This is a genomic window from Enterobacter cloacae complex sp. 394F7 (genome assembly GCF_057320385.1).
Window position 1 is genome coordinate 184,434 of sequence record NZ_JBXWCS010000007.1, and the last position, 24,710, is coordinate 209,143.

The 24,710-nt window shown below is 56.9% G+C and carries 22 protein-coding genes; 7 read left to right on the forward strand and 15 right to left on the reverse strand.

Translation table 11 applies throughout. The features are described 5' to 3' along the window. Positions 1-35 precede the first annotated feature (35 nt). From dsbG to AC2FAK_RS12605, 14 genes are all read right to left on the reverse strand, one after another. Positions 36-794 (reverse strand): thiol:disulfide interchange protein DsbG, encoded by a 759-nt coding sequence (gene dsbG / locus AC2FAK_RS12540; RefSeq protein ID WP_020688674.1) that lies wholly within the window; start codon positions 792-794, stop codon positions 36-38. Between the two features lie 42 nt (positions 795-836). After that, positions 837-1,448, reverse strand: coding sequence for a DsbA family protein (locus AC2FAK_RS12545; RefSeq protein WP_023619625.1), 612 nt, complete (start codon positions 1,446-1,448; stop codon positions 837-839). A 7-nt stretch (positions 1,449-1,455) separates the two neighbouring features. Continuing rightward, on the reverse strand, positions 1,456-3,486 hold the full coding sequence (locus AC2FAK_RS12550) for a protein-disulfide reductase DsbD family protein (protein WP_095455243.1): 2,031 nt from the start codon (positions 3,484-3,486) through the stop codon (positions 1,456-1,458). Positions 3,487-3,533: 47 nt separating this feature from the next. Next, entirely contained in the window at positions 3,534-3,905 is a 372-nt protein-coding gene (locus AC2FAK_RS12555; RefSeq protein WP_013096558.1) for a hypothetical protein, read from the reverse strand. A 90-nt stretch (positions 3,906-3,995) separates the two neighbouring features. Further along, positions 3,996-4,562 carry an RNA polymerase sigma factor gene (locus AC2FAK_RS12560; protein ID WP_095455275.1) on the reverse strand — a complete coding sequence of 189 codons (567 nt, stop codon included), beginning with the start codon at positions 4,560-4,562 and terminating at the stop codon, positions 3,996-3,998. Positions 4,563-4,567: 5 nt separating this feature from the next. Further along, positions 4,568-4,987 (reverse strand): hypothetical protein, encoded by a 420-nt coding sequence (locus AC2FAK_RS12565; protein ID WP_013096556.1) that lies wholly within the window; start codon positions 4,985-4,987, stop codon positions 4,568-4,570. A 761-nt stretch (positions 4,988-5,748) separates the two neighbouring features. Next, on the reverse strand, positions 5,749-7,299 hold the full coding sequence (locus tag AC2FAK_RS12570; RefSeq protein WP_023619630.1) for a methyl-accepting chemotaxis protein: 1,551 nt from the start codon (positions 7,297-7,299) through the stop codon (positions 5,749-5,751). A 97-nt stretch (positions 7,300-7,396) separates the two neighbouring features. Continuing rightward, a complete protein-coding gene (locus AC2FAK_RS12575; RefSeq protein WP_020688679.1) occupies positions 7,397-8,413 on the reverse strand; it encodes a LacI family DNA-binding transcriptional regulator in 1,017 nt (338 codons plus the stop codon). A 28-nt stretch (positions 8,414-8,441) separates the two neighbouring features. Further along, entirely contained in the window at positions 8,442-9,848 is a 1,407-nt protein-coding gene (locus tag AC2FAK_RS12580) for a sucrose-6-phosphate hydrolase (RefSeq protein WP_095455244.1), read from the reverse strand. Beyond that, positions 9,848-11,218, reverse strand: a complete 1,371-nt coding sequence (locus AC2FAK_RS12585; protein WP_029883319.1) for a sucrose-specific PTS transporter subunit IIBC — start codon at positions 11,216-11,218, stop codon at positions 9,848-9,850. Before AC2FAK_RS12585 ends, AC2FAK_RS12580 begins: the two co-directional genes overlap by 1 nt. A 67-nt stretch (positions 11,219-11,285) precedes the next feature. Then, positions 11,286-12,803: a carbohydrate porin gene (locus AC2FAK_RS12590; RefSeq protein ID WP_095455245.1), complete on the reverse strand. Its 1,518-nt coding sequence runs from the start codon at positions 12,801-12,803 to the stop codon at positions 11,286-11,288. 169 nt (positions 12,804-12,972) lie between these two features. Next, positions 12,973-13,866: an aminoimidazole riboside kinase gene (locus AC2FAK_RS12595; protein ID WP_058650749.1), complete on the reverse strand. Its 894-nt coding sequence runs from the start codon at positions 13,864-13,866 to the stop codon at positions 12,973-12,975. A gap of 88 nt (positions 13,867-13,954) precedes the next feature. Beyond that, positions 13,955-15,166, reverse strand: coding sequence for a diguanylate phosphodiesterase (locus tag AC2FAK_RS12600; protein ID WP_170942753.1), 1,212 nt, complete (start codon positions 15,164-15,166; stop codon positions 13,955-13,957). A 91-nt stretch (positions 15,167-15,257) separates the two neighbouring features. Next, positions 15,258-16,742, reverse strand: coding sequence for an alpha/beta hydrolase (locus tag AC2FAK_RS12605; RefSeq protein ID WP_095455247.1), 1,485 nt, complete (start codon positions 16,740-16,742; stop codon positions 15,258-15,260). A 267-nt stretch (positions 16,743-17,009) separates the two neighbouring features. On the opposite strand from AC2FAK_RS12605, the gene AC2FAK_RS12610 reads away from it, so the two are divergent. The 7 genes from AC2FAK_RS12610 to AC2FAK_RS12640 are packed head-to-tail and all read left to right on the forward strand — an operon-like array spanning position 17,010 to position 23,843. Beyond that, positions 17,010-17,864: a MurR/RpiR family transcriptional regulator gene (locus AC2FAK_RS12610; RefSeq protein ID WP_013096546.1), complete on the forward strand. Its 855-nt coding sequence runs from the start codon at positions 17,010-17,012 to the stop codon at positions 17,862-17,864. Positions 17,865-17,876: 12 nt separating this feature from the next. Beyond that, positions 17,877-18,452, forward strand: coding sequence for a D-alanyl-D-alanine dipeptidase (ddpX, locus tag AC2FAK_RS12615; protein WP_095455248.1), 576 nt, complete (start codon positions 17,877-17,879; stop codon positions 18,450-18,452). Between the two features lie 15 nt (positions 18,453-18,467). Next, on the forward strand, positions 18,468-20,000 hold the full coding sequence (locus AC2FAK_RS12620) for an ABC transporter substrate-binding protein (RefSeq protein ID WP_023619646.1): 1,533 nt from the start codon (positions 18,468-18,470) through the stop codon (positions 19,998-20,000). A 22-nt stretch (positions 20,001-20,022) separates the two neighbouring features. Further along, positions 20,023-21,045 carry an ABC transporter permease gene (locus AC2FAK_RS12625; protein WP_013096543.1) on the forward strand — a complete coding sequence of 341 codons (1,023 nt, stop codon included), beginning with the start codon at positions 20,023-20,025 and terminating at the stop codon, positions 21,043-21,045. Next, positions 21,042-21,938 carry a D,D-dipeptide ABC transporter permease gene (gene ddpC / locus AC2FAK_RS12630; RefSeq protein ID WP_095455249.1) on the forward strand — a complete coding sequence of 299 codons (897 nt, stop codon included), beginning with the start codon at positions 21,042-21,044 and terminating at the stop codon, positions 21,936-21,938. The genes AC2FAK_RS12625 and ddpC overlap by 4 nt, the downstream gene beginning before the upstream one ends. Next, complete coding sequence (locus AC2FAK_RS12635; RefSeq protein WP_095455250.1) at positions 21,935-22,921, forward strand: ABC transporter ATP-binding protein; 987 nt, start codon at positions 21,935-21,937, stop codon at positions 22,919-22,921. Before ddpC ends, AC2FAK_RS12635 begins: the two co-directional genes overlap by 4 nt. Then, positions 22,914-23,843 carry an ABC transporter ATP-binding protein gene (locus AC2FAK_RS12640; RefSeq protein ID WP_029883328.1) on the forward strand — a complete coding sequence of 310 codons (930 nt, stop codon included), beginning with the start codon at positions 22,914-22,916 and terminating at the stop codon, positions 23,841-23,843. Before AC2FAK_RS12635 ends, AC2FAK_RS12640 begins: the two co-directional genes overlap by 8 nt. Here the strand turns inward: AC2FAK_RS12640 and AC2FAK_RS12645 are convergent. Then, positions 23,840-24,589 carry an SDR family NAD(P)-dependent oxidoreductase gene (locus AC2FAK_RS12645; RefSeq protein WP_029883329.1) on the reverse strand — a complete coding sequence of 250 codons (750 nt, stop codon included), beginning with the start codon at positions 24,587-24,589 and terminating at the stop codon, positions 23,840-23,842. The genes AC2FAK_RS12640 and AC2FAK_RS12645 overlap by 4 nt on opposite strands. Positions 24,590-24,710 lie beyond the last annotated feature (121 nt).

Here is a 24,710-nt window from a genome sequence, read left to right on the forward strand (position 1 = left end):
AGTCAGGCAGAAACGCCCTGTTTCTGCCTGATTTTTTACGGCTTCGGCCCGAACATCGCCTCAAGCTGCTTCGCGTCCGGCATACCGACAACCTGCTGGAGCTCATTCTGGTCATTGAGATAATAAATGGCCGGTGTGGCATTCGCCCCCAGACTGTCCATTAACGCCTGGTGTTTTTGCAGTATCGCCACGGTTTCACGCGAGGCGGTGCCTTCCGGTTTAGGCAGTTTTTTACCGCCGGACAGTTCATACTCCTTCCACGCCGTAACCGGATCTTTTGCATTCAGGATCGCAGATGCGTTACGGCCGCTGTTTGGGTTGAGAAACGCCACCAGCAGCGTATTGAGCTGCACCTTACCCGCCGTCACCCACGGCTGTGCTTCTGACCAGAATGCCTTGCAGTACGGGCAGAACGGGTCGGCGAAGACAAAGACTTTGCGTGGCGCGTTATCCGCCCCCTCTTTCAGGGGGTGCGCAGCGTTAAGCTGTTTCCACATTTCGCGTCCCATCGGGGCGTAGATCTCTTTCTGGAAAATACCCTCGCTGAGGTTTTTACCCTTCTCGTCATAGAGATAACCCGAAATAACGTGCTTTCCGTCAGGCGTGAGAAAGAGCGTCACCCCCATGTCCTGATATTGTCCCAGCCAGGCGGGTGCGCCACCGGGCACGTCGATCTTCTTGAGGATCTTAATCTCCTGCTGCTCGCTAAAGGTCTTCACGACATCAGGTATAGCATCCGCAGCCTGCGCCAGCCCTGACGCGGTCAGCAGCGAAAGTAACAGTAATTTTTTCATGTCCCTCTCCGGTTTGTTCGGGGGCCTGAGGCCCCCTTCAGGTTAGCGGTTTTTCAGTGCATCGGTGACCATTTCATCAAACTGTTCGAAAGGCACCCAGCCGGGTAACAGCCCTTCGCCAATCAGCGTGGCCGGTGTCCCCTGAATACCCAGTTTTTCGGCGATGATCAGGCTGCGTTTTACCGTGACCAGGCTCGTATCATCCGGCGTTGCAACATTCACGCCCGCGCGCTTTTGCGCCTCCTGAATGCTGGCATCATCGTGATACCCTTTTTTCGCCATCAGGGTTTCGTTGAACTTCATAAACTGCTCAGGGTGTGAACGCCAGACGGTTAACGCGTCGCGCGCGGCGGTTAGCGAGCTTTCCGAACGGAACGGCAAAAACTTAAACACCACGGCCACCTGCGGATGTTTCTCAACGATCTTCTCCAGATACGGATCGAATTTTTTGCAGTATGGACAGTTGTAGTCCGTAAACACCACCAGCGTCAGCGTTGGATTTTTGGCACCGATACGCGGCGAATCCGGGTCGTTAAACAGAAAATCGTAGATCAGCTTCTGAGCGCGTTGCTCCTGATCCGGGGTGATCGGGTCCGCCGCCATCACCTGGGCTGACGCGAAAAACAGCAGAAACGTAATAAGGATTTTTTTCATAACAGCGTTAGCCTTTTGCTTTGTTCAGGGTGGTCATCAGGGTGCGTTTGTCCAGCAATGGCGAGAGGATGTCGCCCTCCGGCGTTCCAGGGCCATACACTTGGTTAAACGGGATGGCGTAGCGATTACGTGAATTCAGAAACGCCGCAATCGTCTCTGATGGCTGGCTCCAGTCTCCGCGTAGCGCCACCACATCCGGCTGGCGCAGCGCGGCGATAACCTCCGGCTGATTCAGCACCCGATGCTCATTCACCTTGCAGGTGACACACCAGTCCGCCGAGATATCCACAAACACCCGTTTCCCCTGCGCAAGCGCATCGCTGATTGCCTCCTCACTGAGCGGCTGCCACGGGATCGTCTGTTCGCTATTCTCAGCCGTGGTTACCGGCGTTGCGTTCATTATCCCGCGCAGCTGATATCCCCCGAATACGGCCAGCGCAATCACCACCACCCAGAACAGCGGCGATGATGTCTGACCGCGAAGGGCATAGACCACAATGGCGACCACAATCAGAAGCAGCATGAGGATGTGGCTGAACATCTCGCCCAGATGCAGACTCAGCAACGTCACCAGCCACAGGCTGGAGGCCAGCATCATCCCCCCCAGAATCACCTTCAGGGTATTCATCCAGCGGCCAGGTTTTGGCAGCAACAAGGCGGTTTTGGGGATCAGCGCCACGAACAGCCACGGCAAGCTCATGCCCACCCCGAGTATCAGGAAGATAAGCCACAGGGAATGCAGCGGTGCGCCCAGCGCAAAGGCCACGGCCGTACCGAGGAACGGCGCGGAACACGGCGTGGCAAGCAGCGTGGCAAACACGCCTTCGCAGAAGCTGCCCGTCAGTCCGGTTCCGCCCGTTGTGGCGAGCCGTCCGGTGGCGGCGGAAGGCAGAAACAGCTCAAACGCACCAAACAGGTTCAGCGCGAAGATAAAGGTCACGGCAACCATCAGCCCAATAAACCACGGGTTCTGGAACTGGATGCCCCAGCCCAGCGACGCACCGGTGAGTTTCAGAACGGTTACCATCGTGGCCAGCAGCATAAAGGAGGTCAGAATACCCGCACTGGTCGCCAGAAAACGCAGCCGGATTTTCCGCGTGTCCGTACCCGCCTGCAGGACGCTGCTGAGCTTCATGCCCATTACCGGCAATACGCAGGGCATCAGGTTCAGGATCAGACCGCCCAGCAGTGCAAAGGCCAACATTTTGACTGTTCCCGCTGGCGCACTCTGCACCACGTCTGCGGGGGCTGCGCCTACGGTCAGTTGCGTTTGCTGGGCTTTATCGCCATTGGTGACGACAAACGACAGCGTTTTCCCCGCAAGCGTCGCGGGTTTATCGCCCCACTCATCAGTGACCGGAACCGCGACCTGAAGCCGGTTTCCGGTGTGCTTAATCACCGGTTCGCCGGGCAGAATGTCACCCTCCAGCGGGTCAAAATAGATCCCGGGATTGACCCATTCGCCTTCCGTCGTGCCCGTCATCATCAGCTTGCCGTCTGATAACCAGGCGCTGAAGTCTGACGACACGCCTGACGCACCGGGTACTGAACGCATCGCGTCTTCGAATGCCGTACGAAAGCCCGCATCCGCTGGCGTGCGGAAATCCAGATGCAGCTTATAGTCCGTCAACAGACAGACGTTGCTGCAGGTTGAGAGCGTAAGCGTGGCATCGAGCACATCCGCGTCCGTCCCGGCGATCGTAATGGGGATCGTGACGCTATCGTGGTAGCCTTGGGTCGTCAGGCCCGAGATATCAAAGCGGGAAGGAACCGGCCAGTACCAGGTATCCTTAACGCCCTGTGGCCAGCTGATTTTCGGGGCCACGCCGCCCTCGCCCGGCGAACGCCAGTAGGTTTTCCAGCCGGGCTGCAGCTCCACGCTGAGCAGGCCGATGATGCGGTCGTGATCCCGCTCAGCCTGAAAGCGGATGCGGGCGTGATCGTTTTGCGGTGACACCAGCCAGCCCGTATCTGCCGCATGAGCAATACCCATGCAGGACAGCCACAGGAGGACGAGTCCCCTGAAAAGGTTAACCATGTTTTACTCCGTGAATAGTGAAAATTATCGTGTGGTGACGATGTTTTTCATTCACGGAAAACGCAGTTTTTGAGGTGTATTCGGGGAGGCGGTGCCTGGACAGGCTGCTCCCTGGAGAGAAATGTGCGCCGTTGGGTAAACAACTGCAGCAGAGCGAAGAAGATAATAATCGCCGGTAGCGCACCGTCAAAAAACAGCGGCTGGGCGCAAAGCAAAGACTGTGCGCCAAGTTGACACGGCGACGGGCCGGGCTGTTCAGCTTCCTGACCCGGGGCGTCAGCCATCATGAGCGTTTGCACCTGAGGATCCAGCCCCTGTAAAAAATGGTTGAGATAAACCGCACGCTGAACCAGGCAAATTGCCATTGCCAGACACGTGATTATCAGAAGCCATTTACCGAGAAGCTGACGGTTGCGCATAACGTTCCAAAATAACAAGACGCCCCGATCATAAACGATAGTGATGAATCTACAAGTCCCGACAGTGTAAGGTTTTGTCTGCCGGGAACATTATCCCCCTGTCAGCGCGTCATACACATCCCGCAATCGCGTGCGCAGGAACAACACGGCCTTATGCTTACGCGATAATAATGCCTGCTCGCTAACCGCGGTTTCCCCGGCCAGCAATTTGATGCTGTAGCCTTGTAGCTCCGTCTTCTCAAAGACCTCGCGCTGCGCTGCGGGCAGTTCAGCCAGCGCCTGCCCCAGCTCTTCCCACAGCAGCGTTTTGAGGTACTCCTCTTCCGGGGTATGCGGAACGCCGAACAGGGTTTCAGCGATCTCATCTTCCGGAAAATCGTCATCCTCCTCGCCTGTGAAACTGAAATAACCGGAGAGCGATACTTCACGCTTTTTCCGCGCCCGGTCGGTCATCTCATTTCGCGCCGCGCGAAACAGCCACGCGGCAACGTTTTCGACCGGCTGTTCCACCTTCATCAGCTGATACGTGATCTCCTGCAAAATATCGTCGGCGTCGTCACGTACCGGCGTTCTTCCGCTAATAAAGGCTCTCAGCCGGGCGCGGCAGGCATTAACCGCCGACATCAGCAAGGATCCGCCCGCCTCCCCGGTTTTCATCTCGCTCACTCTGCGTCCGGCGCTTTTGGCGCGTTGTCTTCACGCTTGTCATCACGGTGGCCGTGCCAGCCACAGTGCCCGCGACCATGGCGACCAAATCCTTCCCGGCGCTGCTGCATGAACGCTTCACGCTGTTCGGGCGTCATGTTCATCCAGCGTTCGTGCATCCGGCGGTGCGCACCAAACATACCCGGACGGAAACCCAGACCACCAAACAGGATCCGGCTCAATATCAAAATGCCCAGCGCCTGCCAGAAGCCAATGGCTTTCACGCCGAGGATCGCCGGGAGTAAGGCGTTCCACAGGGACATCACCAGCAGACCGAGCACGATAAAAATGACCGCGCCGATGACTAAGCCCTTGCCCATACGGTGGCGACCGAATCCGCGCCCGTGACCTCTGCCGTGCATATCAAACTCTCTCATGGTGTTGACCTCGTTTACAGTAACTGATTATGGCTTGTGATGAGGTAGACGGATGAGGAACAAAAATATTGCTAAAAATTTTTAAAAACATCGTAGTCAATGTGGTTTACGCTTTTCGCGACTGACGAACGGAAACAGCATAAAAATTAAAACCCGTAATAATGCCGTTCTGTTCGCGCTTTTAAATCAGGTTATTTATTCAGCAGGTTTGATATTGATGCTTTTTAAATGCCCTACTCCTGTTGTTGAGACTATTCCTATAATCATCCAAAAAACCTTCTATTTAACAATACTCTAAAGCGAGGCTTAATTAACTATTTTTAGTTAAAAGTTTGTAATCATTACATCTCTGTCTATTATTCATAGCGTCATGCCCTGCAGCAGGAAATAGAAACAGACACATTAAAAAGGAGCAATCCGGTAATGATAGGCAGACTGACGAATTATATCCTCTGGTACCACACTGTCTGGGTGTTTATATTTTTATTAGTGGTCGGCGTGGCTGCTGGCGTATTTTTTAATGCCATACTGCATTTTCATGGGGATGACGCATTCCTGACAGGATTAATTTTCTTTTTATTCCCGGCGCTACTGGTATGCCTTCGGCTACATCGGCTATCAGCGAAACATCGCCAAAGATAATGCCCGTCGCACCGGTTGTTGAATCAAAACAATTTGCAAAATTAAGCTGAAACCAACAATTTAGCCGCGTTTATTGCCGGGTGGCGCTACGCTTACCCGGCTTACAATCCACAATAATATCAAGCCTGCACTGGCAAACTAAAACTCGAAATACTCCGCGTGAGCTGCTGGGCCTGCTCTTCCAGCGACGCGGCTGCCGCGGCGGACTGTTGCACCAACGCGGCGTTCTGTTGGGTCACGCCGTCCATCTCCGTCACTGCCTGCCCGACCTGACTAATCCCGCGACTCTGCTCTTCAGAGGCCACAGAGATCTGCTCCATCAGCGTGTTCACTTTATTGACGGAACTGATAATCGAGTCAATCACCTCCCCTGAGCGCCCCACCAGTTCGGCACCGTTTTTGACGCTGGAAACCGACTGGGCAATCAGGCTTTCGATATCCTTGGCCGCCACCGCGCTTTTCTGCGCCAGCGTGCGAACTTCGCTGGCTACCACGGCGAAACCACGCCCCTGGGTACCGGCGCGCGCCGCTTCTACCGCCGCGTTAAGCGCCAGAATGTTGGTCTGGAAAGCGATGCTGTTGATCACGCTGGTGATGTCCTCGATGCGCTTCGAGTTCGCGGCGATGGTATTCATCGTTTCAATCACTTCACGCGTGACGGCCTCCCCGGTGTGGGCATTTTTCACCGCGTCCTGCACCAGTTTTCCGGCCTGATAGACGTTATCGGTGTTATTGGCGACGGTCGCGCTCAGTTCTTCCATGCTGGCCGCCGTCTGGGTTAGCGCAGAAGCCTGCTGTTCGGTGCGCGAAGCCAGGTCGATATTCCCGGAGGCAATCTCCTGTGCGGCATGGGTCACGGTATGACTCGCGTCACGCACCTGGGCGATGGTTGCCAGCAGCGCCTGGCGCATCTGCTCCATAGAGCCCATCAGGTGATCAATTTCATTGCCGGAATTCCCCTTCACAGGCACCGGAATATCGAGTTTGCCTGCGGCAATCTGGCTGCAATGTTCACGTGCCAGATTAACCGGTGCCAGAACAAGGCGTTTCATAAGCAGGCTGACGGCGACGATCACCAGCACAAACAGCAGCGCGATAGCAGCGATAATCGCCAGGCCAGAAACAAAGTTACTGCTCGCATCTTCGTTCAGGCTTTTTGCATAGGCCTGATGTACGGCCAGAACCTGGTCGAGGACAATCTCATACTGACGATCGAGGCGCGAGACTTCCGGTATCAGGGCATTGAATTTGGCAATATCGTGCGCGGCGGCAGCATCAATGAGCGGTGCCAGCCCCTGGTTACGGTAATTCTGCCAGGCATCCTGATAAGCGCTTACCAGCGGCGCTTCATCGGTCAGACGGGGAGACGCCATAAAGGCAGCAAAGGCGCGATCGGCTTTGGTCAGTGCCTCTTTTACTGCGGCAAGCTTCGCAGATTCATCCGCTGATGCGCCCGCCTCTACCATCTTCACATACTCCATCACCCGGACGCGCAGCGTGCGGCTATGGTTGATGGGATCAATAATTGACAGCACCACCTGGATCTCTTTGTTCACGTTATCCAGGGAGTTATTACTTTTGATGATGAGGCCAACGCTGGTGAGGGTGCTGGCGATAAAGAAGAAAAGCAGCGAGAAAAAGACAATCAGGGATGATTTTTTTAACGACATGAACCGATACCTCAAAGAAAATTATTCCTTATGGTTATCGGCTAAACCAAAACTTAAATTAATTAAAGTTATTGATGTATCCCGTCGTCCGGCAGGGCTATTCTGCCGCTTTATAGCGCCGCTGCAGGGTGGCATCCAGTTTCCGCTGCACGGGCTCTGGCGTTTCACCGTCGATCAATTTCCCAATCAGATCAAAGCAGTGCCATGCAAGCTGACGGTTATCCTGGCGCACGGTATCCACCGGGATCGTGAGCGAATCGTAAAGATAGTGATCGTCAAAGCTCGCTAACCTGATGTCACTTTGCAACAGATTGTGCTGCCCCATGTAGCGCAGCACCCCTTCCAGCAGGCCGCAGGCGGCGGTAAACAGGGCTTTTGGCGGACGCCCCAGGCGAGCACAGAGTTCGGCGAACATCTCGTAACCGGAACTCGGGTGATAATTTCCGTGTATGATCCACTCCGGGCGCAGCGTAACGTTCGCGTCGCGCAAACCCTGCTTAAACCCTTCAAGGCGGTCGCGCGTGGGGGAAAGCCGTGGTTGCCCACCGAGGAAGTAAAACTCATCAGGGTGCTGGCGGGCAATGTCGGCCACCAGTTTGGCTGTCGGGGTAATGGAATCGGTGATCACCAACGGCAGCGAGCTGTCATTCATGTGGCGGTCAAAGAGCACCACGGGCAGCTGTTCACTCAGTTTCTGGTAATCCGCATCGTTGAGCATGCTGGAGGCAACAATCAGCCCGTCGACCTGACGCGCCACCATGTTGTTGACCACCACGGTCTCCTGCCCCGGGTTTTCATCGCTACAGGAGATGAGCAGCTGAACGCCCGCCTCGCGGCACAACGTCTCCAGTTCGTGAGAAAACACGGCAAACCCGTAGTTGGTGATCTCCGGGACCACCAGACCAATGGTGTGGCTGCGGTTATCGCGCAGCGAGCGGGCGTGAATGCTGGGCTGGTAGTGATGCTCTTTCGCAATGGCCAGCACGCGCTCACGGGTCTCTTCCGCCACGCGAAGCTCTTTGCTGCGTCCGTTCAGTACCAGGCTGGCGGTGGCTTTTGACACCCCCGCCAGCTCCGCGATGTCTTTAATGGTGACGCGTTTTGTTTTTCTCACAACGACTTAGATCCGGCTGCCAAAACCGCTATTCTACCATGCAGCCGCGCAGCGACCAGTAGCGTAATGTGATGTCGGACGCACCTTCGAATCGCACCCGGGCCGGTTGGTCAGGAAAATAGCGACTGCTCATCACCCCTTCGCCGTGGTTGATGAAAATTTCGACGCTGGAGCGGTCGCACAGAACGCGCAGATGGTAAACCTCACCCAGCCAGTAGCGGGTTAACGTCTCACCCGTTTGCAGGCTGGCACGTTCCAGACGCAGGCCATTGCCATCGACCGTGAGGTGCAGCGCACCGGCAAAATCCAGTTTCGCGCAGGCAGCGCTCAGCTCGAACTCAAGGCGCGAGGCATCAAGCTCCGGCGCATCGCAGGCGTTGCCCTGCCAGTGCAGTTCCTCTTCACGCAGCATTTCCAGCTCACGCACCGGAGTCTGCCAGAGCTTGCCGTCGCGGTAGCGCAGCTCTCGCGGACAGGTCATCTGATGGATCCAGCCCTGTGCCCGGGTGGGCTGCAGCATCTCTTCCCCGTCAGGCACGCCCATCCAGCCAATCAGGATCCGCCGGCCATCTTCCGCCAGCGTCGTTTGCGGGGCGTAGAATTCAAAACCGGCATCCAGTTCGTGTAACGCACCGTGCTCAAATGCGCCGCGCTGATAGTCAAACGCCCCGCTCATCCAGGCTGCCGGATAGGTGTTGAGATAACGATGCGGCTCACGCGCCAGCCCCTGCGGGCAGCAGATCAGAACGTGCGTCCCGTCGAGGGCAAACAGGTCCGGGCACTCCCACATGTATCCCGCATCCGTGAGTCCGTTGACGCCGTGACCGGCGATTTCTCCGCACGATTCCCACGTGTGCAAATCGGCAGACCTGAACAGCAGCACTTTGCCCCGCTTTTGCACATCCTGCGCGCCCAGCACCATGTACCACTGCCCGTCGTGCTGCCACACTTTCGGGTCGCGCACGTGGCCGGTGTAGCCATCCGGCAGCGCCAGCACCGGCCCCAGTTTTTTAAAGGTCCCGTCCGGTTGTTCCACCGCCAGGCACTGCCAGGCGGTGCGGCTGCCGTCATCGAACTTAACGTTGCCGGTATAGCACAGCGTCAGCATCCCGTTGTTGTCCACGGCGCTGCCGGAATAGCAACCGCTGCGGTCGTACTCTTCATCTGGCATCAGCGCCATCGGCTCGTGCTGCCAGTGCAGCAGATCGTGCGAACTCCAGTGCCCCCAGCATTTATACCGGTGATCGCAGCCCAGCGGGTTCCACTGATAAAACAGATGGTAGCGCCCGGCAAACCAGATAAAACCGTTCGGATCGTTCATCAGCCCCGTCACCGGTGCCGGGTGCCACTGCGGGTAGTGGCGGTCGGCACGGGCGTGCGGTTGGCCTTTCATCACGGCCTGCAGCACGGCAGGCCAGCGGGAAGGTAATGTCATTATTCAGAGTCCGTTTTATATTTCAGCAGCAGCGAGACGGTAAACGCCACGCCAAAGGCAATCACCATGCCGATAATATAGTTGAGCAGCGAACTGGCCTGTACGATGGCCATCCCCGGTAGCGCCGTCAGCCCTACCGCCGTCATGTAGACATGCACCGACACCACCCATGCGCCGCCCACCGCACCGCCAATCAGCGCGGCCACAAACGGTTTCACGAAACGCAGGTTGATACCAAAGATAGCGGCTTCGGTAATGCCGAGCATGGCCGAGAACGCCGACGGTAAGGTAATGGCTTTGATTTTTGCGTCTTTGGTTTTAAACCACACCGCCAGGCACGCACCACCCTGCGCCACGTTCGCCATGGCCCAGATGGGCAGCAGGAAATTAACGCCAATCGACGGATTCCCCAGCAGCCCGGCTTCAATCGCGTGGAAGCTGTGGTGAATGCCGGTAATAACAATCACCGAATAGAGCCCGCCGAACAGCAAACCGGCCAGCCAGCCCGCGTGGGTAATCAGCGTGCTCAGAATAAAGGAGATGCCATCGCCTAACGCGCGTCCCGCCGGGCCGATAATCAGCAGCGCGATAAAACCGGAGAGAATGACGGTCAGGAACGGCGTCAGGATCAGGTCTAACGCATCCGGGATGACCTTGCGCAGGTTTTTCTCCACAATGCTCATAAACCAGACGGCCAGCAGCACCGGGAACACCGTTCCCTGATAGCCAATCATGGCAATCTCAAGGCCGAAAAAGTTCATGGTGTGGAAGCCGGACGCCACGCCCCAGGCGTTGGTCAGCGCCGGGTGGGTCAAAATGCCACCTAGCGTGGCGCCTAAATAGGGATTACCGCCAAACTCACGCGCGGCGGTAAAACCAATCAGGATCGGTAAAATAATAAACGCCGCCGAGCTGCACATATCCAGCATGATGTAGATGGCGTTATCGGCATTCACCCAGCCGTAGGTTTTCACCATTCCGAGCAGGCCCATCAGCAAACCGGACGCAACAATGGCGGGAATGATCGGTACGAAAATATTGGAAAGCAGGCGGGCAATGCGCTGGAACGGGTTGAGCTTACGCGCCGCGAGATCTGCCGCTTCTGACTTGCTGGATTCACCTATCCCTGCCGCCTGAATAAAAGCCGCGTAAACCTTATTCACCACGCCGGTGCCAAAAATCACCTGCATCTGGCCCGCGTTACGAAAACAGCCTTTCACCCCCTCGACCTTGCCGATGGCCTGCTGGTCAGCAAGCGCATCGTCGACCAGCACCAGACGAAGGCGCGTTGCGCAGTGCGCGGCACTGGCGATGTTCTCTTTGCCACCGAGCAGCGGAATGAGCGCACGGGAAATATTATCAAAATCCATAGTTACCTCTGCCTGACTTCATTTTTATGATGTTTGATACGCTCCCGCCTGGCGGGAGCGTGAAGGGTTAAAACCAGGTTTCCATCTGGACCCCAAAGTTCCATTCCCCGCCAGCGTTAAAGCCGCTGCTGCCAAAGGCGTCATCGCTGGCGTAGTTATCCAGTTTGCTGCTCCAGTCCATCCAGGTGGCAAACAGGCGCAGTTCAGGACGGCTGAAGAAATCGCCAATTTTGCCCGCCTTTAAGGTCGGTGCGAAGGTCAGCTTGTAGAAGCTGCCGTTAACGGCGTTGCGATCTTTGTAGCCTTCCGGGTTCAAATCCATGTACTGATAGCTGCCCTCAAACGCCAGGGCGATATTCTGCGTAACCTCTTTGATCAGGCGGGTATTGAGCGTAACCCACTCGTAACTGTCGCCTTTGACGTAGCGGTCTTTACTGCTCTGGGCCAGTACAGCAGGCGCGATATGCCAGCCACCGCCGAGCGGCGTGACACCGTAACTTGCGAAGCGCCAGGTATCGGCTTCTGACAGCAGCGCGCCATCAGAGCCGATGCTTTTAACTTCTGCCCCCAGGCCGTGACCATACAGCAGCGCCGTTTTCGCTGAGCCTTCTCGCAGGCCGTAGAAGCTGTCATTGTGCAGACCCACCAGGGCATGCACGCCGGTGTTCGCCGCATCGGTTTTAATCAGATCGCCATTGCTGTCCTTGCGTTCGTCGTTATCCTTCGCCCGCAGGCCGCTCACCATCAGCTGGAATGGCCCGGCAAAGTGATTCATGCTGAGGATATAGTTCTGAACGTTGTTGTCGATCTGCTCTTCGCTGCCGAAGTTGCGCCCGTAAATCGAGAAGTTGCTGCGCAGCGTATCATTCCACTTCACGTCGTAGACACCGCCGCCGGTACCGGCGAGGAACACGACGTCAGAATCCAGCCAGTGAATATCAAAGTTATCGCGGTCAAAGCGTTTACCGGCCCAGAAGGTACTCCCTTTCAGCGCGCCAGTGAAATCAGGCAGATTGCCCAGCTCGGCAAAGGCCTGACGAATGTTAAGATCGCTGGTATCGGCTGACCAGTCGTTATAGGTCTTCTGCCCGTCGGCTAACATGGCCTTAAAGCGCGTGGTCGCCCCACTCTCCAGCGTCTGTTTGTGTTCCACATTTAGCTCAACGTAGGTATCCGCTTCGTTACCCAGACGACCGACCGCGCCCCCGGTTTCCCCGGCAGGCGTCAGATACGGACCGCTTTTGCTGCTGGACGCCGCATCATTCATCAGCAGGCCTGAGCGGGCATAACCGTGAAATTCAAAACCACTACTCTGATCGGCTTTCTTTTCCAGCACCGTGGTACGCTGGGCCACCTCCTGGGTGGTGGTCTGTGTCTGCTGCTGCGCGGCAACCAGCTGCTGCGTTTTTTGTTCTGCTGCCGTCGCGCGTTTCTCCGCATTCTGGGCGCGCATTTCCGCATCCTGAAGACGCTGTTCCAGCGCCGCCAGGCGCGATTCAATGCTTGTCATATCGGTCTGGGCAAAAACAGAGGTACTACCGGCCAGCATGCCAATCATCACGGCAAATCTGCGTTTTTTATACATTTTGTCGCATCCCTAAAAAAAGTGTTTTGATAATGCTAAATTGCTAAACCGGTTTAGGTTGCTGATACTAAACCCGTGAATTTTGGATCGGCAATACTTTTTGCTAAACCGTTTTAGTAAGTGTGATCGAGGCGACAATTCAGGCCGCCGGTCGGCGGCCAGGAAGGAATTACAGGTTGTGACGGTACGGCAGCGCGGTCATTGCCCCTTTGGCCGTCGTGGCCAGTGCACCACAGCGCTGGGCCAGTGCAAGGGTTGTTGCCAGATCCTGGCCTGACGAGGCCAGGCCGAACAGCAACCCTGCGACGAACGCATCGCCTGCGCCGGTGGTATCAACACACGCTACCGGTGTGGCCGGATAGTGTGTCGTGATGCCCTCATGCCAGGCCATTACCCCCTCTTTACCCAGCGTCACCAGCACCAGTCGGGCCGGACAATGGCGCATCAGCGCCGCCAGACCGGTTTCGATATGGGATTCGCCGGTCAAAAACGTCAGCTCTTCAACGGAGAGCTTCACCACGTCCGCGCGCTGTAGCGCCAGTTCGAGGCAACGGCGAAGATCGCCCTCATCCTGCCAGAGGTCGGGGCGAATGTTGGGGTCGAAGCTGACAAAACCACCGGCTTTTTTAATTGCATCCATCGCCTGAAAAGTGGCAGAGCGACTCGGCTCCGCGCTGAGCGCAATGGAGCAGACGTGCAGCCACTCTTTGGCCCTGAAAGGCGGCAGATCGGTGGAATCGAGAAACAGATCGGCGCTCGGCCGAACCATAAACGTAAACGAGCGTTCGCCCTGTTCGTCCAGATCAACCACCACCGTTGAGGTGCGGTGAGCCGGATCGAGGCGCATCCACTGCACATCAACCTGCTCATCCGCCAGCGTTTTCTGCATAAAGCGGCCAAACGGATCGTCGCCAACCCTGCCAATAAAGGCACTTTTTCCGCCCAGTCGGGCGATGCCGACCGCCACATTTGCCGGTGCGCCGCCGGGACATTGCAGCAATTTGCCGTCCCCCTCTGGCAGTAAATCCACCACTGCATCACCGAGTACCCAGATTTTATCCATGTCATCCTCGCAGCTAAACTATGTTAAACCGTTTTAGCTATTTAAACACAGGCTGACTAAAGGGGAAATAATCAGGAAGGAAAAAGCGTTATCGTACCAGGTGCGGCCAGTGAATATCGCCCACCCCGTTAAGCTGCGGCCGGGCAAACAGAAACCCCTGGAAACGGCGAATACCGGCGGATTCCAGCCAGCACCACTCCTCCAGCTTCTCAATGCCTTCCGCCACCAGCGTGATCTCAAGGTCGGTGCAGCAGCTCACTATCGATCGGACAATCGCCTGTTTTGGGCCGCTGAGATGAATATTGCTGACAATTTCCCGATCGATCTTGATTTTATCCGGCTGGAAGCGGGTAAGCAGTGAAAGCCCCGCATACCCGGAGCCGAAATCATCGATCGCCAGGCCAATACCTTCACCCCGAAGCTGTTTGATCGCGCTGTTGAACTTGTTAAAGCCGGAAATCATCTCGTTTTCAGTTACTTCTATGACCACCTGCTCCGGCTGAAGCCCGTGTTGTCTGATTTGCTCCACCAGAAACTCGACCGCCCCGGGCACCTTGACCAGCGACATGGGAAGCAAATTCACCGCAATTTTATGGCTGCCGATACCCAGTTTCTCCGCAAGCGCAAAGGCATACGCTTTGGTTTGCAGATCCACTTCGTAGAGCTTGTCCTGATCGAGCGTTTTGAAGAAATGTTCCGGGCACCCGCCATCGTTGCCACGAATAAGCGCTTCTAGTGAACTGATTTTCCCTTCCGAGGGCTCGACTATCGGCTGCAGCGCAAACTGACAGATTTGACCGGCAATCAACCCCATGGCCTCACCGAAGGGCGCTTTTTCACATGCGAGCGTCCATTTTCCCGCATCCACCGGGTTCCTCGTCTGGCCGGTATGTTTTCCGGTGATAAAGGTCTGAATGAATTTGAACACCCGATCATCGGATATGAGATAGCTTTCCAGCTGGCTGTAATGCAAAACCGACTCAAGCACCTCTTTTGGGGACTGGACCTGCAGGTCAAACAGCAGCATGCCGACATTGTCAAACCGTCTGCGGGGGCCGTAGTCCCGCATCAGTTCGACGACGCCACTGTGGCGCTCATCATCGCGAATTTTGTGGAACAGCTTCACGACGCTCTCTTCCGCGCCCTCAAGGATTTGCAAGACGTCACAGCCGTTCGAGAGCAGGACACCCGTGATGTTCAGTTTGGCATTGCGGCTTCGTGCTCGTTCTACCAGCGCGCTTAATTCCGCGGACCGGCAGGATAAATGTAACTGGCTTCGATAAATCAGGGTGGTGAGCACAGGAATGGGTTCCAGAATAAGGGAGGCGCCGGGGAAGTTACTGTTTAACATACTTCACCAGCGCTACCTAATAAATTAACGGCTTAAGGGATCACCCTTTTTCCTCAGCCCCGATGCGGTTGTCGATCCGCATCTTCATGTAGTCGTAAAACGGATTTGAGGTCACCCGCATCAGGGCATCTTTACCCACGCTCAGTACGGAGGTCTCTCCCCACAACGCAATGGTGCCCAGGCTGATGCCATAGCGGTTTTTCACGGCAGGATGCCGGCCATACAGATCGTCATCAGGCGGGAAAGGTACGGCGACATGCGAAAGCGAATAGACCTCCGGCGGATACTGCTGCGCCAGCGGCTCCACGGTCTCCTCAGTGCTGCCTGCGGGGATGTGCTTCGCGACCGTGGCGAAACGCTCGGCACTGGCGTTGGTAACAATCGTGACACTGTAACGTCTTTGCGCAGACGGCAACAGCTCAGAGAGGGCCGTCCACGACGACGGCCGGAATAACGGGCGGAAACTCGCCGCCTGGTTGATATCAAACACCACCAGTTCGCTGCCGTTGGCCGGAAGCTGGTCGAATAACCCCGTGACAACCGCACGGGTACTGACGGTGGAATCCATCACCGACTGAAAGGCCAGTACCGGCGGCAACCGATCCAGCGTGTGGTTTTGTGCATCGCGGCCAATCTGCTCCTGCAGCGCCTTCGTCAACAGCCACGACTGACGCGCCGCGTTTACCGGGAAAGAATTGTATTTGTAAGGGTTATACTCCGGCGCGATATTCAGCCACGCCGCTTTCGCAAACGCCGGTAACAGTGCCGGTAAGCCTGCGAATCCGGCAAAGCGGGCAAACGCCGTGACGCCAATCATCGGTGACAACAACACCAGTTGCTGAGGTTTTCGCAGCGAAGGCGACTCCAGCGCGTCCAGGGTGTATTTCATCGCCAGCGCCCCGCCGTTGGAATAGCCCGCCAGATGCAAAGGAACGTTATCCCCCGCCAGACGGGAGGCTTCGCGCACGGCAAGACGCGTCGCCGCCAGCCACATCTCCCAGTCAACGTTTGTCAGCGCCCCTGGTGCCGTCCCGTGCCCGGGCAGACGCGGCACCACGGCCACAAATCCGCGCTGCTGATAATCAACGGCAAGGTGCTTAACGCTATAGGGCGAATCGGTGAGTCCGTGCAGTAAAACCACCGCACCACGCGGTTTACCGGCAGGCATCAGCACAAACGAGCGATTTGCATCCGGAGTAAATTTTCCGGGCCACACCAGGCTCTGACGGTAGTAGCGGTTTAAGGCGGTACGCTCCTCCCCCTTCGTTTTTGCCGTGACCGCGTTATCCAGGTCGGTGAAGATGGCCTTTTCCCGGTCGAGATAGTCAGCAAAGTTCGCCTTATCCAGCTCGCTTACGCTCATTTCATCCGCACGCCAGGTATGCCAGAGATGTAACGCCGGCCCCTGCTGCGAGAGATATACCCGCACTGCCAGCAGCACAACCACGATAATCCCTATGACCATCGCCACTTTCTTTGCGAGAGCCATCAGGCGCACGCTGACACGCCAGGGCAGATTCGCCATGCCGGGTTCCTTCTCTTAGTCACTGTGTTTGTATCTTATCAAAAATGTGAAGGGGCTGACGTATTCACCAAATTCATCTCTGTCGAATCCGACAATGCACCAAAAGTGAACTACGCTGCACAAATGTTGATCATTGGTTAATCAAATATTGCATTAAATTTACAGCACAGCGGCTTTTCGCCGTCATGTGAACATGGCACGCGTCATGCATTGTTAACCAGGTAACAGAATTCCGGCCATTGACAGCCGGTTAACAGCGAGGCGGTAATGACCACCAAACCTGAAATGCTGAACCGTATCGAAGCCACCTTCAGCCAGCTGACGCCCAGCGAAAAGCGTGTGGCAAGCTGGATGCTGGCGCACGCCGCGCTGATACCGTTTGAGACGGCAGAGAGCGTGGCGCTGACTACCGGCACCAGCGGGATCACCGTCGGGCGCTTCCTGCGCAAGCTGGGGTATCGCAACCTGGACGATGCCAAAAAAAGCCTGCGCGATCCTTATCAGCCCTGGGGTATGAACGAACGCCTGGACTCCTGGCAACAGCAGCGTCCGCTCTCGGATCGCCTCCAGCACTCCCTTTCGCTGGAGGTGGACGCAATCACCCATGTTTATCAGCTGGCACAAACCGATGTCTTTAAGCAAATCGTCCATCAGCTCACCCATGCTGAGGCGGTGTTTGTGCTGGGTATTCAGTCAACGCGCGGGATTGCCAACGCCTTCTTCAGCCACCTGGAATACCTGCGCCCGCGCGTGAGCTACTCCGAGGGGTTATCCGGCAGTTGGGTTGAATCGCTCAACTCCGGTTTTGACCACCCTTATGTGGTGCTGACCGATACCCGCGCCTATTCCGCCATTGCCCGGCAGTACTGTCGTGTCGCAAGTGAGAAAAGTATTCCGATGGCCCTGATCACCGATATCTGGTGTCCGTGGGCGCGGGATTACCCTATTGATTTATTGCAGGTTAAAACCGATACCGGCCACTTCTGGGATTCGCTGGCCCCTGTGAGCTGTCTTTTCAACCTGCTGCTGTCAGGCGTGGTCCAGGCGCTGGGTGATGCGCTTGCAGACCGTCTGACGATAAACCGTGAATTACAACAAGAGTTTGGACAATTCGAACGCTAAAGGAGCGGAGCTATGCCCGAAGAGAGTGAACTGATCGATGTCGCCAGAATGTTTCCTGAGTTGCATATCGATCTGAAATACGCCACCGCCGATAACCTGACTGGCCGTCCCATTTATCAGGAGGCGCTGTGTTTGCTACATACCGATGCCGCCACCGCGCTGGCGAAATCGATTGGCATCGCCACGCTCGCCGGACTGAAACTGGTGGTCTACGACGCCTATCGCCCACAGCAGGCCCAGGCGCAGCTGTGGGATGCGTGCCCGAACCCGGAATATGTGGTGGATGTGGCCATTGGCTCCAATCACAGCCGCGGCACGGCCATCGACGTCACCCTGATGGATGAACATAACAACGTGCTGGATATGGGGGCCGGGTTTGATGAGATGGATGACCGTTCTCATCCGTATCATCCCTCCGTGCCGCCGCACGCCCAGCGCAACCGCCTGCTGCTTAACGCCATCATGTTTGGCGGCGGCTTTGTGGGGATCGGCAGCGAATGGTGGCACTTCGAGTTGCCAAACGCCGCCAGTTATCCCCTTCTTGACGATCGTTTCGCCTGTTTTCCGTTAACGCACCCCCCTCTTTAAACCTGGAGCACTGCCATGAAAACAACGCTTCTCACGACGCTTATCGCCGCCACGCTGGCCCTGAGCATGCCTGCTGCGCAGGCCGCCGTTCCGAAAGACATGCTGGTGATAGGTAAAGCCGCCGACCCGCAAACCCTCGATCCGGCAATCACCATCGATAACAACGACTGGACCGTCACCTATCCGTCCTATCAGCGTCTGGTGAAGTACAAGCCTGGCACCACGGAGGTCGAAGGCGATCTGTCCACGGGCTGGAAGGCATCTGAGGATCAGAAAGAGTGGACCTTCACCCTGACGGACAATGCTAAATTCTCTGACGGCACGCCGGTCACCGCCGAAGCGGTAAAACTGTCGTTTGAGCGCCTGCTGAAACTCAGCCAGGGGCCGTCTGAAGCGTTCCCGAAAGATCTCAAAATTGACGCCGTTGATGACCACACGGTGAAATTCACCCTCAGCCAGCCGTTTGCTCCCTTCCTCTATACCCTGGCGAATGACGGTGCATCGATTATTAACCCGGCCGTACTGAAGGCCAATGCCGCCGATGACGCGCGGGCTTATCTGGCGCAGAATACCGCCGGTTCCGGACCATTTATGCTGAAGAGCTGGCAAAAAGGTCAGCAGCTGGTGCTGGTGCCTAACCCGCACTGGGCGGGAGATAAGCCCCACTTTAAGCGCGTCTCGGTGAAAATTATCGGTGAAAGCGCGTCGCGTCGCCTGCAGCTTTCCCGTGGCGATCTGGATATTGCCGACTCCCTGCCTGTCGATCAGCTTTCTGCGCTCAAGCAGGAGGGCAAAGTCGCCGTGGCGGAGTATCCGTCCCTGCGCGTGACCTATCTCTATCTCAACAACAGCAAAGCACCGTTGAATCAGGTGGATTTGCGCCGGGCCGTCTCCTGGGCAACCGATTATCAGGGAATGGTGAAAGGCATTCTCAGCGGTAACGGCAAGCAGATGCGCGGCCCGATCCCGGATGGCATGTGGGGCTTTGACGCCACCGCCATGCAGTACAGCTTTGACGAGGCCAAAGCGAAAGCGGCGCTGGAGAAAGTCAAAGATAAACCGGCCAGCCTGACGTTCCTCTACTCGGACAACGACCCGAACTGGGAGCCTATCGCCCTCTCCACTCAGGCCAGCCTGGGCAAGCTCGGTATCAACGTCAAGCTGGAAAAACTGGCTAACGCCACCATGCGCGACCGCGTGGGTAAAGGCGACTATGACATTGCCATTGGCAACTGGAGCCCGGACTTTGCCGACCCGTACATGTTCATGAACTACTGGTTTGAGTCGGACAAAAAAGGTCTGCCGGGCAACCGCTCGTTCTATGAGAACAAAGAGGTTGATTCCCTGCTGCAGGCGGCGCTGAAAACCACGGACCAGGCGGAGCGCACCCGCGATTACCAGCAGGCGCAGAAGATTGTAATTGACGAAGCGGCCTACGTTTATCTGTTCCAGAAGAACTACCAGCTGGCAATGAACAAAGAGGTCAAAGGCTTCACCTTTAATCCAATGCTCGAGCAGGTATTCAACATCGCCACCATGAGCAAGTAACGGTTTCGCCGGGGGAAAGTGTATGACATTCTGGAGCATTGTGCGCCAGCGCTGCTGGGGGTTAATCCTGGTAGTAGCCGGTGTCTGTATCATCACCTTTATCATTTCACACCTGATCCCCGGCGATCCGGCCCGCCTGCTGGCCGGTGACCGTGCCAGCGACGAGATTGTGCAGAACATTCGCCAGCAACTGGGACTGGATCAGCCGCTCTATATCCAGTTTGGCCGCTATGTGGACGCCCTGGCGCACGGCGATTTAGGGACCTCTATCCGTACCGGGCGGCCGGTGGCGGAAGATTTAAAAGCCTTCTTCCCTGCCACGCTGGAGCTGGCGTTCTGTTCCCTGCTGCTGGCGCTGGTGATCGGCGTTCCGCTGGGGATTTTATCGGCGGTCTACCGTAACCGCTGGCTGGATCATCTGGTACGGCTGATGGCGATGACCGGGATCTCCACACCGGCCTTCTGGCTGGGTCTGGGCGTCATCGTCTTGTTCTACGGCCATCTGCAGCTTCTGCCCGGCGGCGGCAGGCTGGACGACTGGCTCGACCCGCCGGCCCACGTGACGGGCTTTTATCTGCTGGATGCCCTGCTGGAGGGTAACGGCGAGGTCTTTTTCAACGCCCTGCAACACCTGATTTTACCGTCACTGACGCTGGCGTTTGTTCATCTTGGCATCGTGGCGCGTCAGGTACGTTCCGCCATGCTGGAGCAGCTCAGCGAAGATTATATTCGCACCGCCCGCGCCAGCGGCTTGCCGGGCTGGTATATCGTCCTGCGGTATGCCCTGCCGAATGCGATGATCCCATCCATTACCGTACTCGGGCTGGCGCTGGGCGATCTGCTTTATGGTGCGGTACTGACCGAAACCGTCTTTGCCTGGCCAGGCATGGGCGCCTGGGTGGTGACCTCCATTCAGGCGCTGGATTTCCCTGCCGTCATGGGCTTCGCCGTGGTGGTTTCACTGGCCTATGTGGTCGTCAATCTGGTGGTTGATCTGCTCTATCTGTGGATTGACCCTCGTATCGGGCGCGGAGGTGCCGAATGATGTTGACTGAGGAAACGCCCGTCCCCGTAAACACAACGAAACCGGGCATCGACTGGCCAAGGCTGTTCTGGATGCTGCGTCAAAGCCCGCTCACGCTGATCGGCGGGGTGATTATGCTGGTGATGCTGTTGCTGATGGTAACTTCACCGTGGATCGTCCCCCATGATCCGAACGCGCTGGATCTCACTGCCCGGTTGCAGGCCCCGTCTGCGCAACACTGGTTTGGTACCGATGAAGTCGGACGCGATCTGTTCAGCCGCGTGCTGGTCGGTAGCCAGCAATCCATTACCGCCGGGCTGGCGGTGGTGGTGATTGCCGGGAGTATCGGCTCGCTGCTGGGCTGTTTGTCCGGCGTGCTGGGCGGGCGCGGCGATGCCATCATTATGCGGGTGATGGACATTATGCTCTCCATTCCCTCCCTGGTACTGACCATGGCGCTGGCGGCGGCGCTGGGACCGAGTCTGTTTAACGCCATGCTGGCGATTGCGATTGTGCGTATCCCGTTTTACGTTCGCCTGGCACGCGGGCAAACCCTGGTGGTGCGCCAGTTTACCTATGTGCAGGCCGCCCGCACATTTGGCGCATCGCGCTGGCATTTGATCAGCTGGCACATTCTGCGTAACGCCCTGCCACCGCTGATCGTGCAGGCCTCGCTGGATATTGGCAGCGCCATTCTGATGGCTGCCACGCTGGGCTTTATCGGCCTTGGGGCACAGCAGCCCACCGCAGAATGGGGAGCGATGGTGGCCGTGGGTCGCAACTATGTGCTCGACCAGTGGTGGTACTGCGCCTTTCCTGGTGCGGCAATTCTGATCACTGCCGTCGGGTTTAATCTGTTTGGTGACGGCATTCGCGACCTGCTGGATCCGAAATCGGGAGGAAAACAGGCATGAGCGAAGCAGTATTAACCATTGACGATTTACACCTGAGCTTCCCGATATTTCGCGGTGAAGTTCACGCCCTGAACCACGTATCGCTGGAGATCAAACGCGGCGAGATTGTTGGCGTAGTGGGCGAATCCGGCTCCGGAAAATCGGTAACGGCGATGCTGACCATGCGTCTGCTGCCGGAGGGCAGTTACCGGATCCATCGCGGGCAGGTAAAACTGTTGGGTGAAGATGTCCTGAATGCATCCGAGAAACAGCTCCGCCAGTGGCGCGGTGCCAAAGTGGCGATGATTTTTCAGGAGCCGATGACAGCGCTGAACCCAACGCGACGAATTGGCAAACAGATGGTGGAGGTGATCCGCCAGCATCAGCCCCTTTCACGGCGTGATGCCGGGAAAAAAGCGATCACCCTGCTGGAAGAGATGCAGATCCCGGATGCGGCGGAGGTCATGGAACGTTATCCGTTCGAGCTGTCCGGCGGCATGCGCCAGCGGGTGATGATTGCGCTGGCCTTCTCCTGCGAACCTGAACTGATTATTGCCGATGAGCCGACCACCGCACTGGACGTCACCGTCCAGCTACAGGTACTGCGATTGCTGAAGCATAAAGCGCGGGCCAGCGGAACCTCGGTACTGTTTATCAGTCACGATATGGCGGTGGTTTCACAGCTCTGCGATCGGATGTATGTCATGTACGCCGGGAGCGTGATTGAAAGCGGCACCACGCAAACGCTGATCCACCATCCCGTTCATCCCTATTCCATCGGCCTGCTGCAGTGTGCGCCTGAAAACGGCGAGCCGCGCGAGATGCTGCCTGCCATCCCCGGTACGGTGCCCAATCTTAGCCAGCTTCCGCGCGGGTGTGCTTTTCGGGAGCGCTGTTTTGCTGCGGGCGTAAAATGCACTGAAACGCCGCGCTTACTGCCTCAGGGGGCCGAAGGCCAGCGGGCGGCCTGCTGGTATCCGCAACAGGAGAAAACCCATGTCTGACGTACTGCTGGAACTGGATCGCGTGCACGTTAACTTTCCCGCACGCAAAAACTGGCTGGGGCGGGTCACGGAACAGGTGCACGCTCTTAACGGGCTGGATCTTCAGATCCATCGCGGCGAAACGCTGGGGATTGTTGGCGAATCCGGCTGTGGTAAAAGCACGCTGGCGCAGCTTTTAATGGGGATGCTCAAACCCAGTGCCGGCCTGTGTGCACGGACAAACCACGCGGGCGGTATGCAGATGGTGTTCCAGGATCCGCTCTCGTCGCTTGACCCGCGCCTGCCGGTCTGGCGCATTATCACCGAGCCGGTGTGGGTGCAAAAACGCAGCAGCGAACGGGAACGACGCCAGCTTGCTGAAAACCTGGCGCAGCAGGTCGGTATCCGCCCGGAATATCTCGACCGCCTGCCGCACGCCTTTTCCGGCGGGCAGCGCCAGCGTATTGCTATCGCCCGCGCTCTTTCCTCTGACCCGGACATCATCGTGCTGGATGAGCCCACCAGCGCGCTGGATATTTCCGTACAGGCGCAGATCCTCAATTTACTGGTGAAGCTACAGCAGGAACGCAACCTGACCTATGTGCTGATATCCCATAACGTCTCGGTTGTCAGGCACATGAGCGATCGCGTGGCGGTGATGTATCTGGGGCAGATTGTCGAACTGGGCACGGCGGCACAGGTGCTGGTTACGCCGCGTCATCCCTACACCAGGCTGCTGCTCGATTCCGTTCCCAGAACCGGTGAGCCGCTGGATGAAAACCTGGCGCTGCGTAAAACGGATCTCCCGGGTAACCGCCATCTGCCCGAGGGGTGCTATTTCCGCGACCGTTGTCCGCAGGCCACGCAGGGGTGTGAACGCCCGCAGCCGCTACAGCCTTCACACGAGGGCCGTAGCGTGCGCTGCTGGCGTAATGTGGATTAAATTTGCGCCATCCCACCATCAACAAACAGCTCGGTGGCGTTAATAAAGCTGGCCGCGTCAGAGGCCAGAAACGCCACCACTTTCCCCACCTCGCCCGGCGCACCTAAACGTCCTAAAGGAACCTGTGCAGCCAGCGCATCGTACAGCCCCTGACGATGTTCTTCTGGCACCAGTTCGCCGAGTCCCGGGGTTTTGACGGGGCCAGGACTGACCACGTTGATACGGATCCCACGGCCCTGCAGATCCAGCGCCCAGGAGCGGGCAAAGTTGCGCACGGCGGCTTTGCTGGCGCTGTAGACGCTAAAGTTTGCCGTTCCCTTTATCGACACCGTTGAACCGGTCAGAATAATGGACGACCCGGCAGATAACAGCGGCAGCGCTTTTTGTACTGTAAACAGCACTCCGCGCACGTTTGTGCCGAAAATACGGTCAAACTGCTCCTCGGTGATTGCTCCCAGCGGCAGCATATCTCCGCCACCCGCATTGGCGAACAAAATATCGAGACGCCCTTCTTCTTTTGCTATCTGCGCATAGACTCGATCCAGATCGGCGAGTTGTGAGACGTCGGCACGAATACCCACCGCACGGGAATCAATTTGTGCGACGGCGGCATCCAGCTCGGCCTGTCGACGACCGGTGATATAAACTTTGGCGCCTTGAGCCGCCAGCTCCTGCGCCGTGGCAAGACCAATACCGGTGCTGCCGCCAGTGACCAGTGCGATTTTTTCGAAGAGCGTTGTGTTCATGTCATTTACCTTTTGTTGGGTTTGCGGTGCGCGTTTTTGCTTGCGCTGGAGACACATTAGCCCTTGCCGGATTAGTGAAAAACCAGCAAAAATGAAAATGACTATTCACAGACAGAAATAA